The sequence below is a fragment of the Microcoleus sp. Pol12B5 genome, from assembly GCF_036701335.1.
In the GTDB taxonomy this organism is placed as follows: Bacteria; Cyanobacteriota; Cyanobacteriia; order Cyanobacteriales; family Microcoleaceae; genus Microcoleus.
Map to the genome: position 1 here is coordinate 134,436 of NZ_JAUBQQ010000003.1, position 20,148 is coordinate 154,583.

Genomic DNA, 20,148 nt, shown 5'->3' on the forward strand with positions numbered 1-20,148 from the left:
AACTGCGTCTGAGTCTGATGCAATTGACTTTCAGATTCCTCTAACTGCGTCTGAGTCTGATGCAATTGACTTTCAGATTCCTCTAACTGCGTCTGAGTCTGATGCAATTGACTTTCAGACTGCTCTAAGACTATTTGAAGTTCTAAGTAAACAGTATTAAGTTCATTCTTTTGAGTCTGACACTGATTTAATTCGTTTTTTGTCTTTTGTAGTTCACTTCGTAAATTTTGCAATTCTAGGTTGCTTTGAGCTAATGCTACTATCCCAAAAATATCTTGTTGTTTCGCCAAATTAGTCAAGCTATTAAAGTCAAAACAATATTGTTCCTTCAATTTGTTAGCCAACTCTTTATTCGCATAAAAGTGATACAAGATATCAAAACTGAAATATTTATGAGCTGGATATATAGCTTGTTGGGCTAACATAGCTATAAAGAATGGTGCTATTTCCCTTTCTACTTCACCGAGCTTTATGGCAATTCCAATTTTTTCTACATGGGTTGTAATGTCAAAAATTTTGACTAAATTATCTAAAACTTCAGGATTTAAATAGTTCCTTAATATCTGGACATATTCCAAAAAATGCCTGCTCATATTTTGAGGAGTGCGAGAACTAACATTTTTTTGTTCTTGAAGAATACGAAACTTTATTGTTTTTTGTGATATAATATAAATCTCATATCTAGTACAGAGCCGTATCCAAAAATCAAAATCTGGCAACTGAGCAAATCGCTCGTCATACAAGCCGATTTCATCATAACAATGCTTGCGAATTAAAATAGTGGGATGACACAAGCAGTTTCCTTTAAAAAAGAAATGGCTTAACCACTCAAATCTAGTTCTATTAGGTTGTATAAATACTTTGGTGTAAGAAGGGCTTTCTTCCGGAATGTTTTTCCCTTCTTCATCTATAATTTCCGCATAGCTAAAAACAGCCCCTTTTTCTGGATGTTCCTCTAAAAATTTAACCTGTTTTTCCAGTTTATCAGGCATCCACGAATCATCAGAGTTGATTACTGCTATGTATTCACCTTTTGCCTCTTTTATACAATTATTCATCGCCGTACAAGCGCCCTGATTCTTTGAAAAACAAAATAGTTTAATTCGCGAATCGGCAAACTTTTTGATAACCTCTACAGTTCCATCTGGCGAACCATCATCAGTAATTATAAATTCAAAGTCTTGATATGTCTGACTTAAAACACTTTGAATCGTTTCTGCTACATACTTCTCATGGTTATAGGAAGCCATCACAACTGATACTTTTGGCATAAGTTCTCTACCTTTAAAATTATAAAATTGTATACCGATAATTTAGAGGGATATTTTTTTCTAAATTAAAATGAGACTAATTTAACAGCATTGATTATTATCAATACGTTCAGATACTTAGCTCTCCTAATTTAACTAATTGAGAAAGAGGCGAATTTTATAATTTTCCTCTAACTTGTTCACCCCGTGCAACGACTAACCGGAGCATATCACAAATTTGGCTAATTTCCCCTAACCCCACTGCGATACCTGTAGGCAGCAGCAACACCCGTTGCACCAGTTTCTCTGTTTCTGGCAGTAATAATCCTGCATGGGGAAAGTAAGAGCGATAAGGTTCCATACGATGGCAGCCAGGATAGAAGTAGCGACGAGCAAGCACATTCTCCGCAAAGAGAATATTTATTAGTTGGTCACGAGTAACTTGAGTCACAGACTCATCAACCTCTAGTACAATGTATTGATAATTACATCTTTCTGTTTCTCCGTAAGTAAACAAGGAAATGCCAGGAATGCCAGCTAGTTCATGCTGATACTGCTGGTAATTGGCATAATTGATAGAGATAAAGTCATCAAGACTCTCCAGGGATGTTAATCCCATTGCAGCCGAGACTTCGCTCATTTTACCATTAGTGCCGATGTAAACAACATTATCATAACCAGCAAAACCAAAGTTTTTCATCAAACGTATTTTAACAGCTAGTTCGTCGTTATTGGTGACGATCGCGCCGCCCTCGAAAGTATTGAAAAATTTGGTAGCATGGAAACTGAAGACTTCCGCCTCACCAAAGTTACCAATCATCTGTCCTTTGTATGAGCAACCAAAAGCATGGGAAGCGTCAAACATCAACTTGAGGTTGTGTTTCCGAGCAATCTCGGTTAAGGCTTCTACATTACAAGGTTGCCCCCATACATGAACTCCTATAATACCACTGGTGCGTGGCGTAATCATTTCCTCTACGCGCCAAGGGTTGAGGGTGTGGGTGCGACGGTGTACATCGCAAAAAACGGGCGTGATTTCTTGCCATTGTAGGGCGTGAGGTGTCGCGATGAACGTGAAGGAAGGTACAATCACCTCACCAGAAAGCCCTGCTGCTCTAATGGCAAGTTCCAGCGCTACTGTCCCGTTACAGGTGGCGATACAGTGCTTGACCCCTAGCAAGCTACTGATTCGCTCTTCTAATTCTTGCACATAAGGGCCGTTGTTAGTTAGCCATCTCCTGTCTAGCATATCATTGATGCGTTTGAGGAGGGAGGCGCGATCGCCTATATTGGGCCTTCCGACATGGAGTGGTTCGTTAAATGTTGGCTTACCGCCAAATATAGCTAAGTCTTCTAAGTTAGATTTTGTCATCATTAAGCGTCTTAAGTTTTAAATAGCACTAAATTTAAAATTTTAACGCGGATTTTTTGGGATGTAATTACCTCTAGCATCATACAATTCTTGACGCAACTGAGCTTCTAACTCTAAGATTTTATCTTGAGGGCGAATTTTAATCGCCTTAGCTGGAGAACCAGCATATATTTTCCAAGCTTCGCAATCTTTCGTCACTAAAGAATTAGCACCTATAGCAGCACCTTCGCCAATAACAACTCCTGGTAAAATCACCGTATTCGCGCCGATAATTGCGTGTTTTCTAATATGAACAAATGAGCGTGTAGGTAGCCGATAGGGATAAGGTACAGAGGAATTAGTTAAACACCCTCCCAAATAGTCTTCATTACCAGTAAAAACTCTAACTCCACTTGATAACGCCGTAAAATCTTCCATCAATAACTCACCACCACCAGTAATTGAGGTAAAAGAAGCGATGTGAACAAAACTACCAAGTTGGGTACTTTTGCCACCCATGATAAAGACAAAATCATCAATAATTACTGAGTCACCTATGGCAATAACTTCAGGGTATACAATTTTAGCTTTTGGCCAAATAATTACATCTTGACCGACTTGTGCTAATTCTAATTTGTAGGCTTGATTTGTCATACTAATTAATTATTTTTTTTACCTCACAGATAAGTAAAGAGTCTTTACGAGTTTCTAGGTTTCTTAATTCGGGTATGTCGCTATTTCCCCACTCAACATCTCTAATTATAGTAAAACCTGCTTCCTGCAACCTGCGATGTAACTCCTCTCGATCGTACAACCACTGATGTCCCCACCACCGAAAACAAATATTAAGCATCTCGGCGCGGGTTTGAATAAATTGATACTCAGGCCATTTTAACCAATCTTGATCTTTCCAGTTGCCTAAGTAAGACTTTTCAATGATCAGATCCAAAGATGGCATAGCTATCCGCATTACACCTCTTGATTTAAGCACTCGGTAACATTCTTTGAGAAAGTTTAAACCTGCTTCTGCTGATAGATGCTCTAACAAGTGTTCGTGGTGAATTAAACTACAAGAATTGTCGTGATAAGGGAGTCCTTGGGTAATATCTAAGTGTAGGTCAGTAACGCCAGGATGAGGACTCTCATCTATATTTATCCATCCTGCTAGTTTAACTGGATCACACCCTATATGTAGTTTATGTTCAATCAATTGTACATCTGGAAAAGATGAATTGATTTTATGACTAAATTCTAAACCTGATTTTACTTGTTGTAAATAAAAGTCCGAGCGATCTAAATCTTCCCTAATCTGCTGTAACTTATCATTAAACATTTGACCCAATCCTCTCGATCATTGGCTTTTATTTAAGTGAGGAAATTTTGTTCTCACTGGAGAAACATCCAGAAATTTACACAGTTGGTCATAAGATCCTTCCGAAGCCGTATTAATTACTAAAAGTGCATCACTTCTGTATCTAAAATATTCTCTAACCATTTGATTATGAAATTCATAAACTTCAATATATCTCGATTGATCGTATAAACCATAATCATCAGCCTGGAAAATATATTTACTGGCTTCTGCTATCCAACCTTTATAAACATAACTTGCTGATTCCAAATCATCCCAGGAGGGGGTTTTGCCTTGACTGAATAGTTGACCGTGAAAGCGTTTAATAGATTCAAACCAAACTTGGCTATTGTCTCTAATAGTTAAAATGAATTTACTCTTAGGATAATGTGTATCTAAAATTTGAAAAGTATAGGGCAAGCTAAAAGGTATATCTTTGAAACACTGATATTCATAGCAAAAATTAATTAATTTGTCAAACCTTCTTTCCGCCCAGTCTTTTAACATCCTTTCTCCGGGAAGCTGAGGTGCAAACTGAAATCCTAATTCAATCAGTGCGGCTTTCGTAGATTCTGTTCCTGTTTTGTTCATGCCAACACAAAAGATTTTGTTATAATTGAATGGAATTGATAACTTCAAGCTTTTAAGTTGTTGTTGTAAAAAAGAGCGCGATCGCTCCAAATCCTCTTGAATATATTGTAATTTCTTTTGCTCCATAGTCGTGGTAGCCAACCCCCGATCGCGCTTTTGCACCTTATTCTACTACAAAGGGTGAGTTTGGCTTGCTCGACCCCAATGCACTCAAGCCGTTGCTTTCCCAAGGATATCAGACTTCAGCCCTCTGAGGATGTTCCCGCAAAACAGTTATTATTATAGATGGGCGATCGCCCCCAAGCCCTAAACCATCGAGCTTAACAATAGATATTACCCCAAAAACAAACGAAGACGATCTAACTCAATCGAGCCAGCAACACGCGCGATCGGGTAAACTAGAAAGGTCGATCGCACCCAACCCCCGTGCCCTTGACCCAAAGCCCAAATTAAACTATATCGAGATTGAGCAAATTTTTAAGGAGAGAAATTCACTATGGATTTTCAACAAGTACGGAAAGACATTGCTTTTCAATACCTAAAAGGCGAGGGAATAGAAGTCGGAGCCCTTCATGCTCCTTTGCAAGTTCCAGACAGCGTGAAGGTTCATTACGTTGATAGAATGTCTGTAAGCGATTTAAGGAAGCAGTACCCAGAGTTAGCGACGGTTAATCTAGTAGAAGCGGACATTGTAGATAATGGTGAAACTCTGTCATCCATAGCTGACGACTCTTGGGATTTTGCGATCGCCAATCACATGATAGAACACTGTCAAAATCCGATCGGCGCCCTGGAAAACTTTTTGAGAGTTATTAAACCGGGAGGACTTGTGTATATGGGCGTACCAGACAAACGCTATACATTTGACATCGATCGACCCCTCACTTCCCTCGACCACCTAATTCGGGACTACAAAGAAGGGCCGGAATGGTCTAAGCTAGGTCATTACGAGGAATATGTCAGGCTAGTTGACAAAACTCCTGAAGAACAGGTGGCTGCGCGGATGCAGCTTCTACTTGACATAGATTACAGCATTCATTTTCACGTCTGGACATCAGAGACTTTCCCTGAAATGCTCGCATACTGTCAACAAAACCTATCTTCGAGTTTTGAAATAGAACTATTCCAAGAAAACTCTGGGGAAATGATTATGATTCTCCGAAAAACTGTTAAAGGAAAATAATAGTAATATGAACTTGTTTTGGATGAGCAGCAATTGTCAATAACTAATTGACAACTGCTGTTTCAAAAGCAAGGCAATGCCAAAACCAGCATAAAAAATAGAACTCGTTCCCACAATATATCCTGACTCATCCCGAAAATAATTGCAATGGGGGGTGCAATTAACTGTCAGCCTCAACTTTCAACTTGAGGGAGCGGAAAACCAATTGATTGCTTCGAGGAGTTCTTGTTGTTCAACTATTTCAGAAACTGACGGCAGCAAGTACCGCTGACCCTGGCGGCTAGTAGCAAAGCTGCGTTGAGGATAAATCGTTTGCTCTTTGTCCTCATGGCGAACTTCGATAATAGCAGCAAACTCTTGGACAATACCTTTATAATATCGAATTGCAAATTCAAGCTGAATCTTCTGGTTGTACAGTTCGATTAATATATGGGGGGGAACAACATATACAATTTCCTTGAGATACCACCTAGCACCAAGCGACACCGACCACAAGTTTGCAAACCAAACGCAAAGGTGCATATAGTTATCCTCTTGGTAGTAATTTGTATGTCCGTAAATAAATGCTGAATTATGCCACACATAGGGTGTCCAAAACTCTAATTTAGCACCGTCAATGCAAACACGACTAACTTCTTGGAATAGATGTATCGGGTCAGTCAAATGTTCTAAGGTATGTGATGAGTGAACGTATTCAACACTGCGATCAGGGAAGGGCAATATATCAGTCTGTATGTTAAGTACGTGGTCAACCACGCCGGGAACATAACAGTAATCTAATCCAATTGTTCCTGGTTTTTTGTTACCACCGCAGCCTAGATCTAATCTTAGATACTCCTGCTGATTGGTGAATGGTTCAAGTTGTGATTGAATTAAGTCATTTTGGATTAACTCGTTCTCAATTAGCTGTGGCTGTTCCTGCGATTTGTCCAAATCTTTCACTATTTTAATAACCTCATCATAAATTACTTTCCAATCACAATCATAATTTTCCCATCCCCCCCCAGTAGTGACATCAATTATAGAACCAACAGGCACTAATACTGGATCTACAGAGTTTTCACGCACCTCAAACCAAAAAATCAACTGCGAATAATGTCCACGATCGGAGTGGGCTACTCCAGGCTTGTTAGCGATCCAAGTTACCAACGTTAATCCAGAACCAATAACAGCTATGTATGTATCTACCGTACCAGCCCAGACAATTGTTTCGTGGAGAGGACATTCAAGCGCATTGTATACCTTAACATTAGGAGAAATTAGAGCCTGTATTTGCTCCATATAAGGTTTCTCTGTGGAAAAACCATCAAAGACAACTGCCATATCTGGATAATCGTCAAATATTTTTGTGATGATATTTGCATATCCTTCTACTTGGGATATCCAAGCCTTATTATGGCTGCGAAGATTAATCCATAGCAGCGGAAAATGTTTCTTAGCTGCTTCTACAGTTTGCAAAAATGACTGACTGCACTTATTGACAGCAGCGGTCTGAATTCTGGCAGCTAAATCCTCCTTAATCAAGGAGTCCGTTACTTGGACAGCGAAATAGTTATTGTCTAATATAGCTCTAAAGAAACTGTTATTGTCGGATAAGCGAACAATCTTTTCGGGCGGAATTTCAGGAAAAAGCGAAGCGAGTTCAAAGTATTCATTAGCTCCTATTAAAAATTTATCGATTTTGTGCAAGAAATCATTTTCATATAGATAATAAAGTCCACTGATTTGATTCCAGAAATAGTGACCTAAGTTGGAGACATTCCCTACAACAGCGACAACTTCTTTTGTTTCTCCATTTGATACGTAAGATTGGAATGAGCGCCAATAACTAACAGCATGAGCCTTAAATTCATTAATAATTTTTTCAGAACTCAGCCAGATACTCCATTCATTAGACAAGTTGATTACTATATCTAATCTTGGGAAATAAATACCTATCTTGCAACCGCTCCAAGTTCCCACAATCAGGTAAAATATTTCTGTGCTTTGAAATTGATAAATTAATATCGGTACACTAGGATCATGTTGGAGATAAAATGAACGATTACTCCTAAGTACCCTACCTGTAAACGGGCAAACTGAATAAATATAACCTGTTTCTACTATGCTTTGCTGAAAATCGTTAGTCGGTTTAATTACATCCCATGTAAAATTGGACTGTTTAATGGTTTTTTGGGCGAGGTTTATACCTTTAAATTCTTGAAAGTGATTTATATAGATCTTTTCTAAAGCTAGAGAGTCTTGTTTGATTAATTCCAAGTGGGCTAAGGAAAAATTCGCATCTTCAAGAATCGTCTTTTGTGATTCATTCAAGTCAGTTAAAGATACCATTTTCATGACGGTATATTTGCTTGTCTGACTGAAGTATGTGCAGGTATCTTCGAGTCTAATTTCAGCTTGAATATCTATATCTGTCCCGTGGAAAGGAGTCAGTTGATTCAAACCATTCCAAATCTTTTCATAAATTTCTGCCTCGCTGGGTTGCTTCTGGGCTTTTTGGAAACAGGCTATAGCTTCATCTAACTGACCTTGTGCTGCTAAAATAATTGATAATTTATAGCTCGTACTGGCGTGGTTGGGAGTAATTTCCAAAACCTTGCGGTAGCAAGCGATCGCTTCTTCCCACCTCTCTTGCTGTTCTAAAAGCACACCTAAACTCAAGTAAGCTTCTTCAGCTACTGGTGGAAGATTTAAAGCATATTGGTCAGTTATTAAACCATCAATTAGTGTTCCTATTGGCGAATATTCAAAAGCACGACTGTACGCCTGATTTGCCTTCTCCCGTTGATTTTTTAATTGCAGGAGGCAACCCAAATGAAAGTAGTATAAAAAAGCAGCATCGGTGTGAGGTTTTGGTTGATAGACAAGATTCATTTCAATACAGCTTACTGAAAATGCTGATCCGGTGGAAAAGAAACGAAATTCTGTTCTGTGACCTTCAATAAAGTCCAAGTAAAATTCAAGAGAGGTTTGATGGCTATCAACCTTGGCTTCATACAAAACATAAGGACAAGGAGAGACCACATCAAATTTGAAACTGCGTTCGCAGTCTTGTTTCTCAGTCATCTCTAAACTGTTCTCTGGGAAACTGAATCCAACCCTAACGCGGTACAACCCATCGGGAATGTCTATATACGGCCCGTAAAACACAAAGCCTTGATTGCCCTCCAAGCTTACATACCCTTCACTGGTTTCCTCAACGTTGTTCCCGGGTAAAATACCTAATTCTTTGGCATTAATTCGCAGAAAATTTATCGCTTCCAAATTATCTAAAAAGCATTTTGATGGCGAGTCTGGATTGAGGGCAATGACTCTGTGATAACAAGCAATTGCCCCATCCAAGTCACCCTCTTTTGCCAAATTCTCTCCTAATTCGTAGTAAGACTCAAAATTTTGGTTCTTCATCATTGCTCCTAAATATTTATTGCGCTTTTACTATTCCACGTAATAAATTATTAATTTATTACAGTTACTATGCTTGAGAAAAATTTGCTACCAATATTTTTTGACTTCCTCAATCCACAGCTCACACAGACGAACCTCTATCTCGCCTAAAAAGTTATTCTTATTGAGGTAAAAATACATCTCTTTCATTAAATCGCAAGCATCCCTAGTATCACTTGTAAAATTTTCCAGTAAGTCAATTAAATTGTGAACCTGAGTATACAAAGGAATTTCCTCACTAAAATCTTTCATCAGGTTGTGTTCATTTCTCAACTGATACACTGAAGGTGAGAGAAATAGAACACTGGAGTCTATGCACCATAAAAGTCTCTGAGCAATGTAGCTTTTCCAGATATCGGTAACACGACTGCTCACACCAATAGGCAGCAGCATCAGAGGAAAAGCTTGCTTGTAAAATAAAGTATTCTGCGTATTGAAAGGACTATAACACCCGGGCGACAGTGACAACTTCTTATGCGGTTCAAACTTGATATTTTCATCACCAACCGTCAAACGATAAATAGCGTCTACATCGGGGTCTAAGTCTGCTAGTCCTTGCTGGACGTAACAAGTAACCTCTTTTTCTGTTGCCAGCTTCTCATTCACAAAACTATTAACTTTGTCAAGTGGCAAGCCTCTGGGCCATATTTTTTTACTGGTAAAGTAAGAATAGACATTAACAGCACCTTTAACGTTTACCGCTGGAGTCTTAACCAGGGAAGGGAGGAAATTGGGATACTTGTCATCATAGGGAATATTGTCGTCGTCTGTTTCCGCGATCGCTTCTGCACCCATACGCATAGCATACAAGTATCCTAAATTCTTGCGGGAGTAATGATTCATAGGAATCAGAGAAGCTAGCTCGCCAAAGTCTTCGCATTGTTGCTCTACATTAAAGTATTCCGCCCCCGGCAAGTCAAAATCTCTAGGAGTTTTTTTATCCCCAACTACAATAATTTTCCACCCTAAATCTAGCAAAACATCTCTGTATTTAAACAGAGCAGCAGTTGGTTTATGAATTGTTGTTATAACTAATGATTTCACGGATTAAACCTCAAAAATTTTATAGAAATCAAACATTACCCATCCTCGCCTAGACTATCATCCGCACCACCTGCTGTATCTTATAGTCTGCTTCCGGCCTGAACTTTATCACAAAATACCAGCAAAGGCAAACAAATTGTACCTTTCTTGTGCAGTAACTTTTCACTACTTAAAAAGAATGCTATCCCCAGCCTGGTTTAATTTTATATCAGACTGACAGGATATAACATAACAGCCTCAACAAATTCGCTTTTATATATACGATCAAACGCCTAACCAAATTTAGGTTTATCAGCCGGAATCCCGTCCTTCATTTTTCGATAATCGCCCTCGCGACTAATCACAGCTTGATGATTATAAGCTATCCACTCGCCTCGATTTTTTTTACTGACGGCGATTTGCTTTATACCAATCATTAGCTGTTCGATATCCTGCCTCGATATTTTCACCCCATACTTTTCCCTCAAACCATCCTCGCCTCCACCATCATCCGCACCACATCAGGCATCTTATACTTCGCCTCCCATTCCAACTTTTGTTTCGCCTTACCCGGATTTCCATTCCCAACTGCAATCTCCGTCGGTCTGTAGAGACTCGCATCCGTTACCAAATGTTCCCGCCAATCCAAACCCGCAGAAACAAACGCTGTCTGCACAAACTCCTCCAAAGGATAGCTTACACCCGTGGCAATTACATAATCATCCGGTTCTTCCTGCTGCAGCATCAAATACATCGCCTCCACATATTCCGGCGCCCAACCCCAGTCCCGCTGCACTGAAATATTTCCCAAATGCAGTTTTTCGGAACTACCTGTAGCAATTCGGCACACAACAGATACAATTTTTTGGGTGACGAACCTCTCCGGCCGCAGCGGCGACTCGTGATTGAACAGAATACCAGAACACGCAAACAAATTGTACGCTTCCCGATAATTGGCTACTTCCCAAAATGCGGTTGCTTTCGCTACTGCGTAAGGACTTCTTGGGCGAAAAGGCGTATTTTCATCCGCTGCACTACCTCCGGTATCCCCAAAACATTCGCTGGAACTGGCGTTGTAAAGTTTGATTTTTCCGCCTGTAAACCTAATTGCTTCTAAGAGATTCAATGTGCCTGTGGCAATGCTTTCGAGGGTTTCTACGGGTTGTTCAAAAGACAGAGCGACGGAACTTTGACCTGCTAGATTGTACACTTCGTCGGGCTGAATTTTCGCTAGTACCTGCAAGACGCTGCGAAAATCGTTGAGAGACATGGATTCTAGTTTTACTCTGTCTCGGATCCCCAAACGGGCCAGGTTTCCGAAACTAGACATTTGGGCGTCCCTGGATGTGCCCCAAACTTCATAACCTCGATCAAGCAAAAGTTTAGCTAAATAAGCTCCGTCTTGACCAGATATACCGCTAATTAACGCTTTTTTCATACCACATTTTGCTTTAAAAACTACACCGTAGCTGTTGCTATTTTTTGACTTTTTAGCTTTTATAGTAATTTTTATTATTTTTTTTAATACCTAAGATTTTCCCAGGAGTTCTCAGAGCAAGTTTAATGGCTTACTACAAACAACAAATTTCTCATCAAACAGACCCAAAAGCCCGATCGAAGTATGATTGCAAAAAGTTCGATAGATAGCTGGGAGTAGCAGCATAAGCATATAGTAGGGACGGCAGTGCCTTGTCCCTACTATATTTCATCTTCTACTCGCCAACTATCGACTGCCAAAAGTCTCTACCGCTCGAAAACAGAAATAACCAGTCAGCTAGAAATCGGCTCAAAAGTACAAAATGTCAGCATTTTTTACCTTCTGCCGAATGACTAATGCCTTCTACCTTCGGATTAAGCTTCCCAACGTTCGGCGACCAATTCAGCCAAGTCAACCACCCGCTGACTGTAGCCCCACTCATTGTCGTACCAAGCCAAAACCTTTACCATGTCGCCATCCATCACCAGCGTCAAGCTGGAATCCAGAATCGAAGAAGCATCACTTCCGCGATAGTCGCATGAAACTAAAGGCAAATCGTTGTACTCCAAAATCCCTTTCATGGAGCCAGAGGCAGCTTCTTGGAACACTTGATTTACCTGCTCGGTAAAAGTCTTTTTCTCTACCTGAGCCACAAAATCCACTACGGACACATTGGGAGTCGGCACGCGCATGGCAATACCATTTAACTTGCCCTTCAATTCTGGAATCACCAAAGCCACAGCTTGGGCTGCTCCGGTAGAAGTCGGCACAATATTCATTGCTGCCGCCCGGGCCCGCCGCAAGTCGCGGTGGCTGGCATCCAGCAAGCGCTGGTCGCCAGTATAGCTGTGGGTAGTGGTCATCATGCCTTTGACGATGCCAAAATTTTCGTGAAGCACTTTCAGTACAGGAGCCAGACAGTTGGTAGTACAGCTAGCATTGCTGATGACAGTGTAGTCACTGTGCTTGTAGTTGTGGTGGTTGACTCCCATCACATAAGTGCCAACTTCAGAACCCTTGCCGGGAGCGGTAATTAGCACTTTTTTAGCGCCGGCAGTGATATGCTTCGATGCACCAGCTTGGTCAACGAAGACACCGGTCGATTCAATAATCAGATCAATACCCCAATCTTTCCAAGGCAAGTTTAGCGGGTTGCGATCGCTCACGCATTTAACTGTCTTGCCGTTGAGAGTAATGGAATTTTCATCCGCACTGATGTCCACATTCTTCAACGTTCCCATCATGGAATCGTATCTGAGCAAGTGAGCATTACTTCTGGGATCGGAAGTGTCATTAATAGCTACCAACTCTAGCTGGCTGTTTTCTCTGCCCAACCAGCAGCGCGCAAAACTGCGCCCGATACGTCCAAAACCATTGATCGCGACTCTAATCACCTTGTACCTCCTAACGATGGCAGCCTCTAGCTCAGGCTTAAATTTTGAAAAAATTTAAGAATTGACTTATGAGACAAGATCATATCGCAAAGGTCGATCCTTTCTAACTTTTTGTGTCGATCAAAAAAGCTTGAACTTTTCTAGAAGGCAGAAATTACAAGGCAGAAGGCATTAGGCTTTCTGTCACGGGTTACTGGTAAAGCTGATGGGCTGCAATATAAGTTTGCACAACTTCCGGGACTAAGTAGCGGAGGTCGATTCTTTCGGCGCAGCAGCGGCGGATGTGGCTCGACGAAATCTCGATCGCAGGCATGGAAAGCACCTCCCAGCGAATTTTCACGTCCAGAAGAGCCATTTGTTCGGCAACTCGTCGGCCAACAGCATTTGCCTGAACCTGCATCCTGTCGCCCGCGGAAGCGAGGGGTTTTCCACCCGGACAATCTCCCCACTCGGACAGTCCCCCAATCTCCCCGCTTTCTGCTGTCTCTCGATCTCCCTGAGTCGGACGTGGGGCCACCAACCAGTCGCACAACCCGGCAATTTCGCCACACCGGTGCCATTTGGGCAGAGTAAGGAGTGCGTCACTACCAATAATCCAGTACCAGCGATGATCGCCTGGATACAATTTTTGCAAATACAGCAGGGTGTCGATCGCAAAAGAACTGTGGGAGGGATTTGCCGACCGCGGCGAAATTACGAAGTCTGGGCGATCCGCGATTGCCAAAGCCAGCATTTCCCGCCGCCGCTCAAAACTTGCCAAATCCGGGCGCTCTTTGTGAGGAGGAGAGCGATCCGGTACCCAAATGACTCGATCGAGAGCAAATTGACTCGCAGCCGTCTCGGCTACCAACACGTGACCCCAGTGAACCGGGTCAAAAGTCCCCCCCAAAATCGCTATTTTCCCCATATTTCCCCAAAATCAGGATTAATACAGACATTGCGCCAATTTTATGTTTATACACTTTTAACCATAAGCTCGTTTATTAGAAAACCCTCGCTTCACATCGGGGACAAACCCCTGGACGACCCTAGTTTCAACGATCGTCCTGAACGCTGAAACCGGTTTTTTCAACCCCCTTAATTCGTTCAAACCTTCAATAAGACTTAAAAAACCCGATTGATTCTGAGGGTCGGAGTGGGTGCGGGACTGGATGATTAACCTTGCCAATATTAATCCCAACTTGTTTTGAGTGCGCGATCTACCGCCTGAGCATTCGTTTGTGGGGGACCGAAAAAGTTTTGAGGGTAGATATACTTAGCGCAGTGGTAAAAATTTTAAGGACTGCCAAAAGCGTCGATCGGCTTCTCGATCAAAACCAATGATTTGGTTTGATCTATGGCTTTGCGACTATTTCGACTAACTGCATACGTTGTATATATACAATAAAGTAAGAATATATACTATACCTGCGATCGTGTCAATCTCTGACTTGCAAGAAAAAATGACCGTACAACTAGATAAATGACTACAAAATGAGCGAAATTTTGTTGTTCGTGGTAGTGTTTGTAAATCCTTATGGGTTTTACCCTCAATCTTGGTAGAAAGGTTGTGGGGCTTTTGCTGCCGTATCCCAGCACAGCAGGCGGATAGAAATAGAAAGAATGCAGGAGTATGCAATCACCCAAAATTAGTCTATTGACCCCGACCCCAGACCCCGTTTTCTGTTACCTGCAATTTTCGAGCTGTGACTGTTCCGGAAAACTACTCGGTACTAAGTCATATAGGATACAAGACAAACATCTCTACAAGTCCCGCAAATCTAGGGACGCGCAGAGAATTTTGTACAAAATCTCTAGCGAACTGTATCCTGAAAAAACAATTCTTGATATGATATCGCGTGTTATTGGCGTGGTGTGGTGTGTGAGGAGCAAAGATGCCGAGTTCTGTTGATTTTAGCGGTAGACCATTTCATTTCATCGGCATTGGTGGGATTGGGATGTCAGCCCTTGCCTACATTCTAGCTAAACGCAAGTTGCCTGTGTACGGCTCCGACATTAAATCGAGTCACATAACCGAGCGCTTGCAAGGAATGGGAGCTCATATTTTTTGGAGTCAAGACGCCAGCAATTTTGAACTATTTCAAACGGCCCTTAACGGTAGCAGTCCCGACTGCGGGCAACAGGAAAGGGCAGTATCCTCAATAGTCGGGGGTACGGTAGGGACTTCTGTCGCGACAGCCAAAACTCTCCAATTGAACGGCAACGGTTCAAGCGCCCAAGCAATTCCGGGATTGCCTCAAGTAGTATGTTCGACGGCTATTCACCCAGCAAATGCCGAATATCGAGCTGCTTTAGATTTGGGCTGTCCGATTTTTCATCGATCGGATGTGTTGGCAGCGTTAATTCAAGATTACCAAAGCATAGCCGTAGCCGGGACTCATGGCAAAACTACTACTAGCAGCTTAATCGGCTTCATGCTGATGGCGGCGGGTCTAGACCCGACCATCGTAGTAGGAGGCGAGGTAAATGCTTGGGAAGGCAATGCCCGTTTGGGGGAAGGGCCCTACTTAGTGGCCGAGGCTGATGAATCCGACGGTTCTCTCGTTAAGCTGGTAGCCAAAATTGGCATAGTGACGAATGTGGAACTGGATCATCCAGACCATTACGATACCCTTGACCAGGTAATAGACACATTTAAGGTGTTTGCCCAAAACTGTCAAACCTTGGTGGGCTGCATTGACGATCAAATCGTCAAAGATTCCCTTCAGCCTAATGTCAGCTACAGCTTGCAGCCGGACAGCGGTGCTGACTACACGGCTTCGGAGGTGGAGTACGGAGCAGAAAGCACCAAGGCCCGGATTTGGGAGCGAGGAACTTTCCTAGGGGAAATGGAGTTGAAGTTGCTGGGCACACACAATCTCAGCAATGCACTAGCTGCGGTAGCAGTGGGCCGATTGTTGGGGTTAGAGTTTTCGGCCATTGCCAAAGCGATTGCTGGCTTTGAAGGAGCTCGCCGCCGTTTTGAGGTGCGGGGCTTTCACAATGAGATCCTGTTTGTGGACGACTACGCCCACCATCCTAGCGAAATTCGTGTCACCTTGGCGGCGGCTCGCTTGCGGATCGAAGGTAGCGAAAAAAATCCCAAATCCCGAAGAGTGGTTGCAATTTTTCAACCCCACCGTTACAGCCGGACTCTGACATTTTTGCCAGAATTTGCTCAATCTTTTGGGGATGCTGATTTGGTTGTGGCTTGCGATATTTATAGTGCTGGGGAACCGAATTTAGGAGAAATTAGCGGGCAGAAAGTTGCTGATTTGATTGCTAAAGAAGGCCGAGATGTTGAGTTTGCGCCTTCCCTAGAGTCAGTCACTAAGTTTTTAACCCAAAATCTGCAACCGGGGGATTTGGCTCTGTTTTTGGGCGCTGGTAATCTGAATCAGATTATTCCAGAGGTTATGGCTTTTTATCAACAAGCCGATCGCCCCGATTAGCTCGCGAACTGAGTAGAGTAGATCGACATTATGGGGTTGCACGTTGTGCCGAAACTTCTGTCGGACGGCTCGCTCAAAGGGGCGACATAAGTTAGCTAAATGGATTTTAAACCACGTCTTCGAGCGAAGGTATTTTTAAGGATTTTCAAGATGGTGACTATCTCGAATGACTCCTCTGTTAAGGACAATCGGCGAGTGTATTCTCCTATTTCTTTGCGGGGAACTGATTGCAAGATTAACTCCCAAGTTTCGCTGGCGGGCCTGACTTCGTTCCGAGTCGGTGGCCCGGCCGAGTGGTACGTGGCTCCCCGCAGTATGGAGGCTTTGCAAGCGAGTTTTGCTTGGGCTGATTCTGAAGGGGTGCCTGTGACTCTGCTGGGTGCCGGTTCTAATTTGTTGGTGAGCGATCGGGGTTTATCCGGTTTGGTCGTCGGCACTCGCTACCTCAAACAGGTGAATTTTAACCCAGAAACAGGTCAAGTTACAGCGGGGGCGGGGGAGTCAATTCCCCGCCTTGCTTGGTTGGCGGCTAAACGGGGCTGGAAAGGTCTAGAATGGGCAGTTGGCATACCGGGTACAGTGGGAGGGGCTGTGGTGATGAATGCAGGCGCTCACAGAGGCTGTACTGCAGATATTCTAGTCAACGCTCGCGTCCTCTCCCCTGGTGGCAAGGTGGAAATTCTGACTCCCCAAGAGTTGGAGTACCGCTACCGGACTTCGGTGCTGCAAGGGGGCGATCGGCTAGTAACAGAAGCGACTTTCCAGTTACAGCCGGGATTTGACCGATCGCAAGTAATGGCAGAAACTAATGACCATTTCAGCCAGCGGCGGACAACTCAACCTTACCACTTACCGAGCTGTGGCTCAGTCTTCCGCAACCCCGGCCCCAAGACGGCAGGTTGGTTCATCGAACAAGCGGGACTGAAGGGATATCAGATCGGCGGCGCACAAGTAGCTCAGCGCCATGCTAATTTTATTCTTAACTGCGGGTCGGCAACGGCCAATGATATTTTTCAAGTGATCCGCCACGTTCAACAGCAAGTCGAGCAGCGGTGGTCGCTGTTGTTGGAGCCAGAAGTTAGAATACTGGGAGAGTTTCCCTTCTAAGGCATCATTGAAGTAATACGGAAACGGCAGACTGCCAACCCACACACCATCAAAAAGTAGTTATGACAAAATCAGGACAAGGATTTGGCTTCGGCCTGGGAAAAATGAAAGAACTGACTGAAGCTTTCAAAAAAGCTCAGCAGGTTCAAGAAGGAGCTAAAAAGCTCCAAGAAGAGTTGGATGTAATGGAAATTGAGGGAACAGCCGGCGGCGGCTTGGTCAAGGTTTTTCTCAGTGGCAACCAAGAACCCCGCCGCGTGGAAATCTCACCGGATGCCCTCGGTGAAGGTGCTGATGTGGTTTCTGAACTCGTCACGGTGGCGATGCAGGATGCTTACGCTAAGTCTACGATGACGATGCGGGAGAAAATGGAAGAACTCACCGGTGGACTAAATCTCCCCGGTTTCGGTTAGTCATTAGTCATTAGTCATTAGTCAATTGTTGACTATTGACTGATTGATTAAACTTTCTGGAAAACCGCTCTAGTAAGGTGCGTCGCTGCTCCATGTTCGATGGAACTTGCAGATTGACTCTGAAAGCGACGTACCCTACAAATTAGCACAGTTGACTGTTGACTGACTAATAACTAATAACTAATAACTAATGACTAATGACTAAATTATTGTTTGTCTGCCTCGGAAATATCTGCCGATCGCCCTCAGCAGAAAACATTATGAATCACTTAATTCAAGAAGCTGGTTTGAGCGATCGCATCACCTGCGATTCTGCCGGAACTGCTAGCTATCACATTGGCAGCCCCCCTGACAGGCGGATGGCATTGGCGGCGAGGAAGCAAGACATTGAATTGCTAGGCGAAGCCCGCCAATTTTCCAAAAACGATTTTGAAAAGTTTGATTTGATTCTGGCCATGGATCGAGAAAATTATCGCAATATTCTTGCCCTGGATGCGGCTGGAAAGTATAAAGATAAAGTGCGGCTGATGTGCGATTTTTGCCAGAAATACGACCTTAAAGAAGTGCCAGATCCTTACTACGGTGGTCCGGAGGGATTCGATCGAGTAATTGATTTGCTGCACGATGCTTGCGAGGGTTTGTTGGAGTACGTTGTCAGTCAAGAAAAATTAACAGTTGGCGGTCAGCAATCAATTTAAATTAAAAAAGTGCCTTTTTCCGGCCGAATATTAGCCATGCTGTAGGGGGGACAACGCTAACAAAACTCGTAACTAGGGAGATCACAGTTGTTCCCGATCCCGCTCCCAAAATGAGACTGGGTGACAACGAAAAAGTTAAACTTGTCAATACAAAATGGGGAGAATTGATACTCAAAGCCGCAATTGGCAGCAAAATAGATGGATACCAAGGCATTAGCCAAGGTGTAGCAAACAAAAACAAAGTGAGAGTCGTCCATCCAATATCTGATACCAAATTAATTTCCGAATATTTTTTGCGGAATAATGATTTCATTAACGTTCCTGTATAGTAAACAATCCAGCTTAAATACGCAAAATATTTGACTAATAATAGAATACTTTTCCTAGTTTCAACACTTACATTGGGCAAAAAATTCATAAATAAATTGATTGCATGGTGAAACGATCGAGCCGTCGCCCCGGCGGTTCCTGGATTTAAAAGACTTCTCCAAGCTGAAACGGTTGGCATAAATGTATAAGTTATCACCGCGATAATTAATAAAGAAAGCAAGACTGATGCTGCTAAATCTTTCCACCGACGCTGCTTGCAGAGGAAAGCAAAAACTAAGGGTAGCCAAATTATAGGTAAGGTTTTTATTAAAAAACCTACCCAAATTGCCAAAATTGCAAAAACATAACGTTGGTAATAAATACATCCTATTAAAACAATCAATGTATTAGCCAGCAAAACGTCGAGGTGAGCATTAACTATTTGCTCATTCAATAGCATGGGATTGACTAAATAAGCGATTGTTATCAGGTTACGGTTTTCAGAATTTGTTAGCAACCGCCAAATTAAGTAGCTATTGAGCGCGTGTACCAACACGCAGATTATTTTAAAAATATAAACTGCTAGTAAAGGGCTAATTGGTACACCAAGTGCTGATAGGGCAAAAAAGAATAAAGAAACGGGGCCGTAGGTAGAAGTTTGCCCCCAGTGCAGGAAGGTAGATACGTTAGAAATTAAGGTATCGGAATTATTCAGATAAGGATTAATTTTTTGTAAGCTCATTGCTCCGTAATGCAAGTACATATAAATGTCACTGCTTTGGGGATAAGCTATGAGCGCAAGTCCCAGAAAGGGGATTGCATACTTACAAATGTCTAGAAAGCTGGAACTTGTCTGTTTTTTTTGAATTAACCAGATAATATATGTAACTGTTGCTATCAAGTAGGAACCGTTAATTAGAACTCGGATGAGGCTGAAACCGCTGGTAGGGAAATCGTTATAGTTGTCTCCACCCTGTAAAACGCTGTAATACTTGGTGATTCCCATGGAGGTCATGGCAATACAGAAAATTATAGAAGCTGCTAATGCTACAGCATATAGAATTTTCTGATTTTTTAAGTAATTGTTGACCATGATGTTATTTATTCAGCGTAGTAAGTGCAGGTA

Annotated in this window: 16 protein-coding genes; 5 read left to right on the top strand and 11 right to left on the bottom strand. The window is 42.5% G+C overall.

Features of this window, described 5'->3' with window-relative positions:
• The 5 genes from QUA24_RS02915 to QUA24_RS02935 all read right to left on the bottom strand — a co-directional run.
• A partial coding sequence (locus QUA24_RS02915; RefSeq protein ID WP_333227054.1) for a glycosyltransferase occupies window positions 1-1,271 on the bottom strand: 1,271 nt, incomplete at its 3' end.
• Window positions 1,272-1,428: 157 nt separating this feature from the next.
• On the bottom strand, window positions 1,429-2,625 hold the full coding sequence (locus QUA24_RS02920) for a DegT/DnrJ/EryC1/StrS family aminotransferase (RefSeq protein ID WP_333227056.1): 1,197 nt from the start codon (window positions 2,623-2,625) through the stop codon (window positions 1,429-1,431).
• Window positions 2,626-2,664: 39 nt separating this feature from the next.
• Entirely contained in the window at window positions 2,665-3,255 is a 591-nt protein-coding gene (locus QUA24_RS02925) for an acyltransferase (protein WP_333227058.1), read from the bottom strand.
• A gap of 1 nt (window position 3,256) precedes the next feature.
• Entirely contained in the window at window positions 3,257-3,934 is a 678-nt protein-coding gene (locus QUA24_RS02930; RefSeq protein ID WP_333227060.1) for a methyltransferase domain-containing protein, read from the bottom strand.
• Window positions 3,935-3,952: 18 nt separating this feature from the next.
• The gene (locus tag QUA24_RS02935; RefSeq protein WP_333227062.1) at window positions 3,953-4,705 is read right to left on the bottom strand and encodes a sulfotransferase; all 753 of its coding nucleotides are present in this window, start codon (window positions 4,703-4,705) and stop codon (window positions 3,953-3,955) included.
• Window positions 4,706-5,039: 334 nt separating this feature from the next.
• Here QUA24_RS02935 and QUA24_RS02940 point away from each other — a divergent pair, with 334 nt between their 5' ends.
• Entirely contained in the window at window positions 5,040-5,726 is a 687-nt protein-coding gene (locus tag QUA24_RS02940) for a methyltransferase domain-containing protein (RefSeq protein ID WP_333227064.1), read from the top strand.
• A gap of 180 nt (window positions 5,727-5,906) precedes the next feature.
• On the opposite strand, the gene QUA24_RS02945 is transcribed toward QUA24_RS02940, so the two are convergent.
• The 5 genes from QUA24_RS02945 to nadD all read right to left on the bottom strand — a co-directional run bounded on the left by QUA24_RS02945 (window position 5,907) and on the right by nadD (window position 13,971).
• Complete coding sequence (locus QUA24_RS02945; RefSeq protein ID WP_333227066.1) at window positions 5,907-9,134, bottom strand: tetratricopeptide repeat protein; 3,228 nt, start codon at window positions 9,132-9,134, stop codon at window positions 5,907-5,909.
• Between the two features lie 84 nt (window positions 9,135-9,218).
• Window positions 9,219-10,214: an STELLO glycosyltransferase family protein gene (locus tag QUA24_RS02950; RefSeq protein WP_333227068.1), complete on the bottom strand. Its 996-nt coding sequence runs from the start codon at window positions 10,212-10,214 to the stop codon at window positions 9,219-9,221.
• Between the two features lie 463 nt (window positions 10,215-10,677).
• Window positions 10,678-11,631, bottom strand: coding sequence for a GDP-mannose 4,6-dehydratase (locus tag QUA24_RS02955; protein ID WP_333227070.1), 954 nt, complete (start codon window positions 11,629-11,631; stop codon window positions 10,678-10,680).
• A gap of 413 nt (window positions 11,632-12,044) precedes the next feature.
• A complete protein-coding gene (locus tag QUA24_RS02960; protein WP_333045021.1) occupies window positions 12,045-13,064 on the bottom strand; it encodes a type I glyceraldehyde-3-phosphate dehydrogenase in 1,020 nt (339 codons plus the stop codon).
• A gap of 190 nt (window positions 13,065-13,254) precedes the next feature.
• Window positions 13,255-13,971, bottom strand: coding sequence for a nicotinate (nicotinamide) nucleotide adenylyltransferase (gene nadD / locus QUA24_RS02965; protein WP_333227072.1), 717 nt, complete (start codon window positions 13,969-13,971; stop codon window positions 13,255-13,257).
• A gap of 967 nt (window positions 13,972-14,938) precedes the next feature.
• Here nadD and murC point away from each other — a divergent pair.
• The 4 genes from murC to QUA24_RS02985 all read left to right on the top strand — a co-directional run bounded on the left by murC (window position 14,939) and on the right by QUA24_RS02985 (window position 18,713).
• Entirely contained in the window at window positions 14,939-16,495 is a 1,557-nt protein-coding gene (murC, locus tag QUA24_RS02970) for a UDP-N-acetylmuramate--L-alanine ligase (protein ID WP_333227074.1), read from the top strand.
• A gap of 150 nt (window positions 16,496-16,645) precedes the next feature.
• Window positions 16,646-17,602, top strand: a complete 957-nt coding sequence (gene murB / locus QUA24_RS02975) for a UDP-N-acetylmuramate dehydrogenase (protein ID WP_333102382.1) — start codon at window positions 16,646-16,648, stop codon at window positions 17,600-17,602.
• A gap of 62 nt (window positions 17,603-17,664) precedes the next feature.
• Window positions 17,665-18,015: a YbaB/EbfC family nucleoid-associated protein gene (locus tag QUA24_RS02980; protein ID WP_006634273.1), complete on the top strand. Its 351-nt coding sequence runs from the start codon at window positions 17,665-17,667 to the stop codon at window positions 18,013-18,015.
• Window positions 18,016-18,212: 197 nt separating this feature from the next.
• Window positions 18,213-18,713, top strand: coding sequence for a low molecular weight protein-tyrosine-phosphatase (locus QUA24_RS02985; protein WP_333227076.1), 501 nt, complete (start codon window positions 18,213-18,215; stop codon window positions 18,711-18,713).
• A 1-nt stretch (window position 18,714) separates the two neighbouring features.
• Here the strand turns inward: QUA24_RS02985 and QUA24_RS02990 are convergent, their stop codons facing one another.
• The gene (locus tag QUA24_RS02990) at window positions 18,715-20,115 is read right to left on the bottom strand and encodes a hypothetical protein (protein ID WP_333227078.1); all 1,401 of its coding nucleotides are present in this window, start codon (window positions 20,113-20,115) and stop codon (window positions 18,715-18,717) included.
• Window positions 20,116-20,148: the final 33 nt, after the last annotated feature.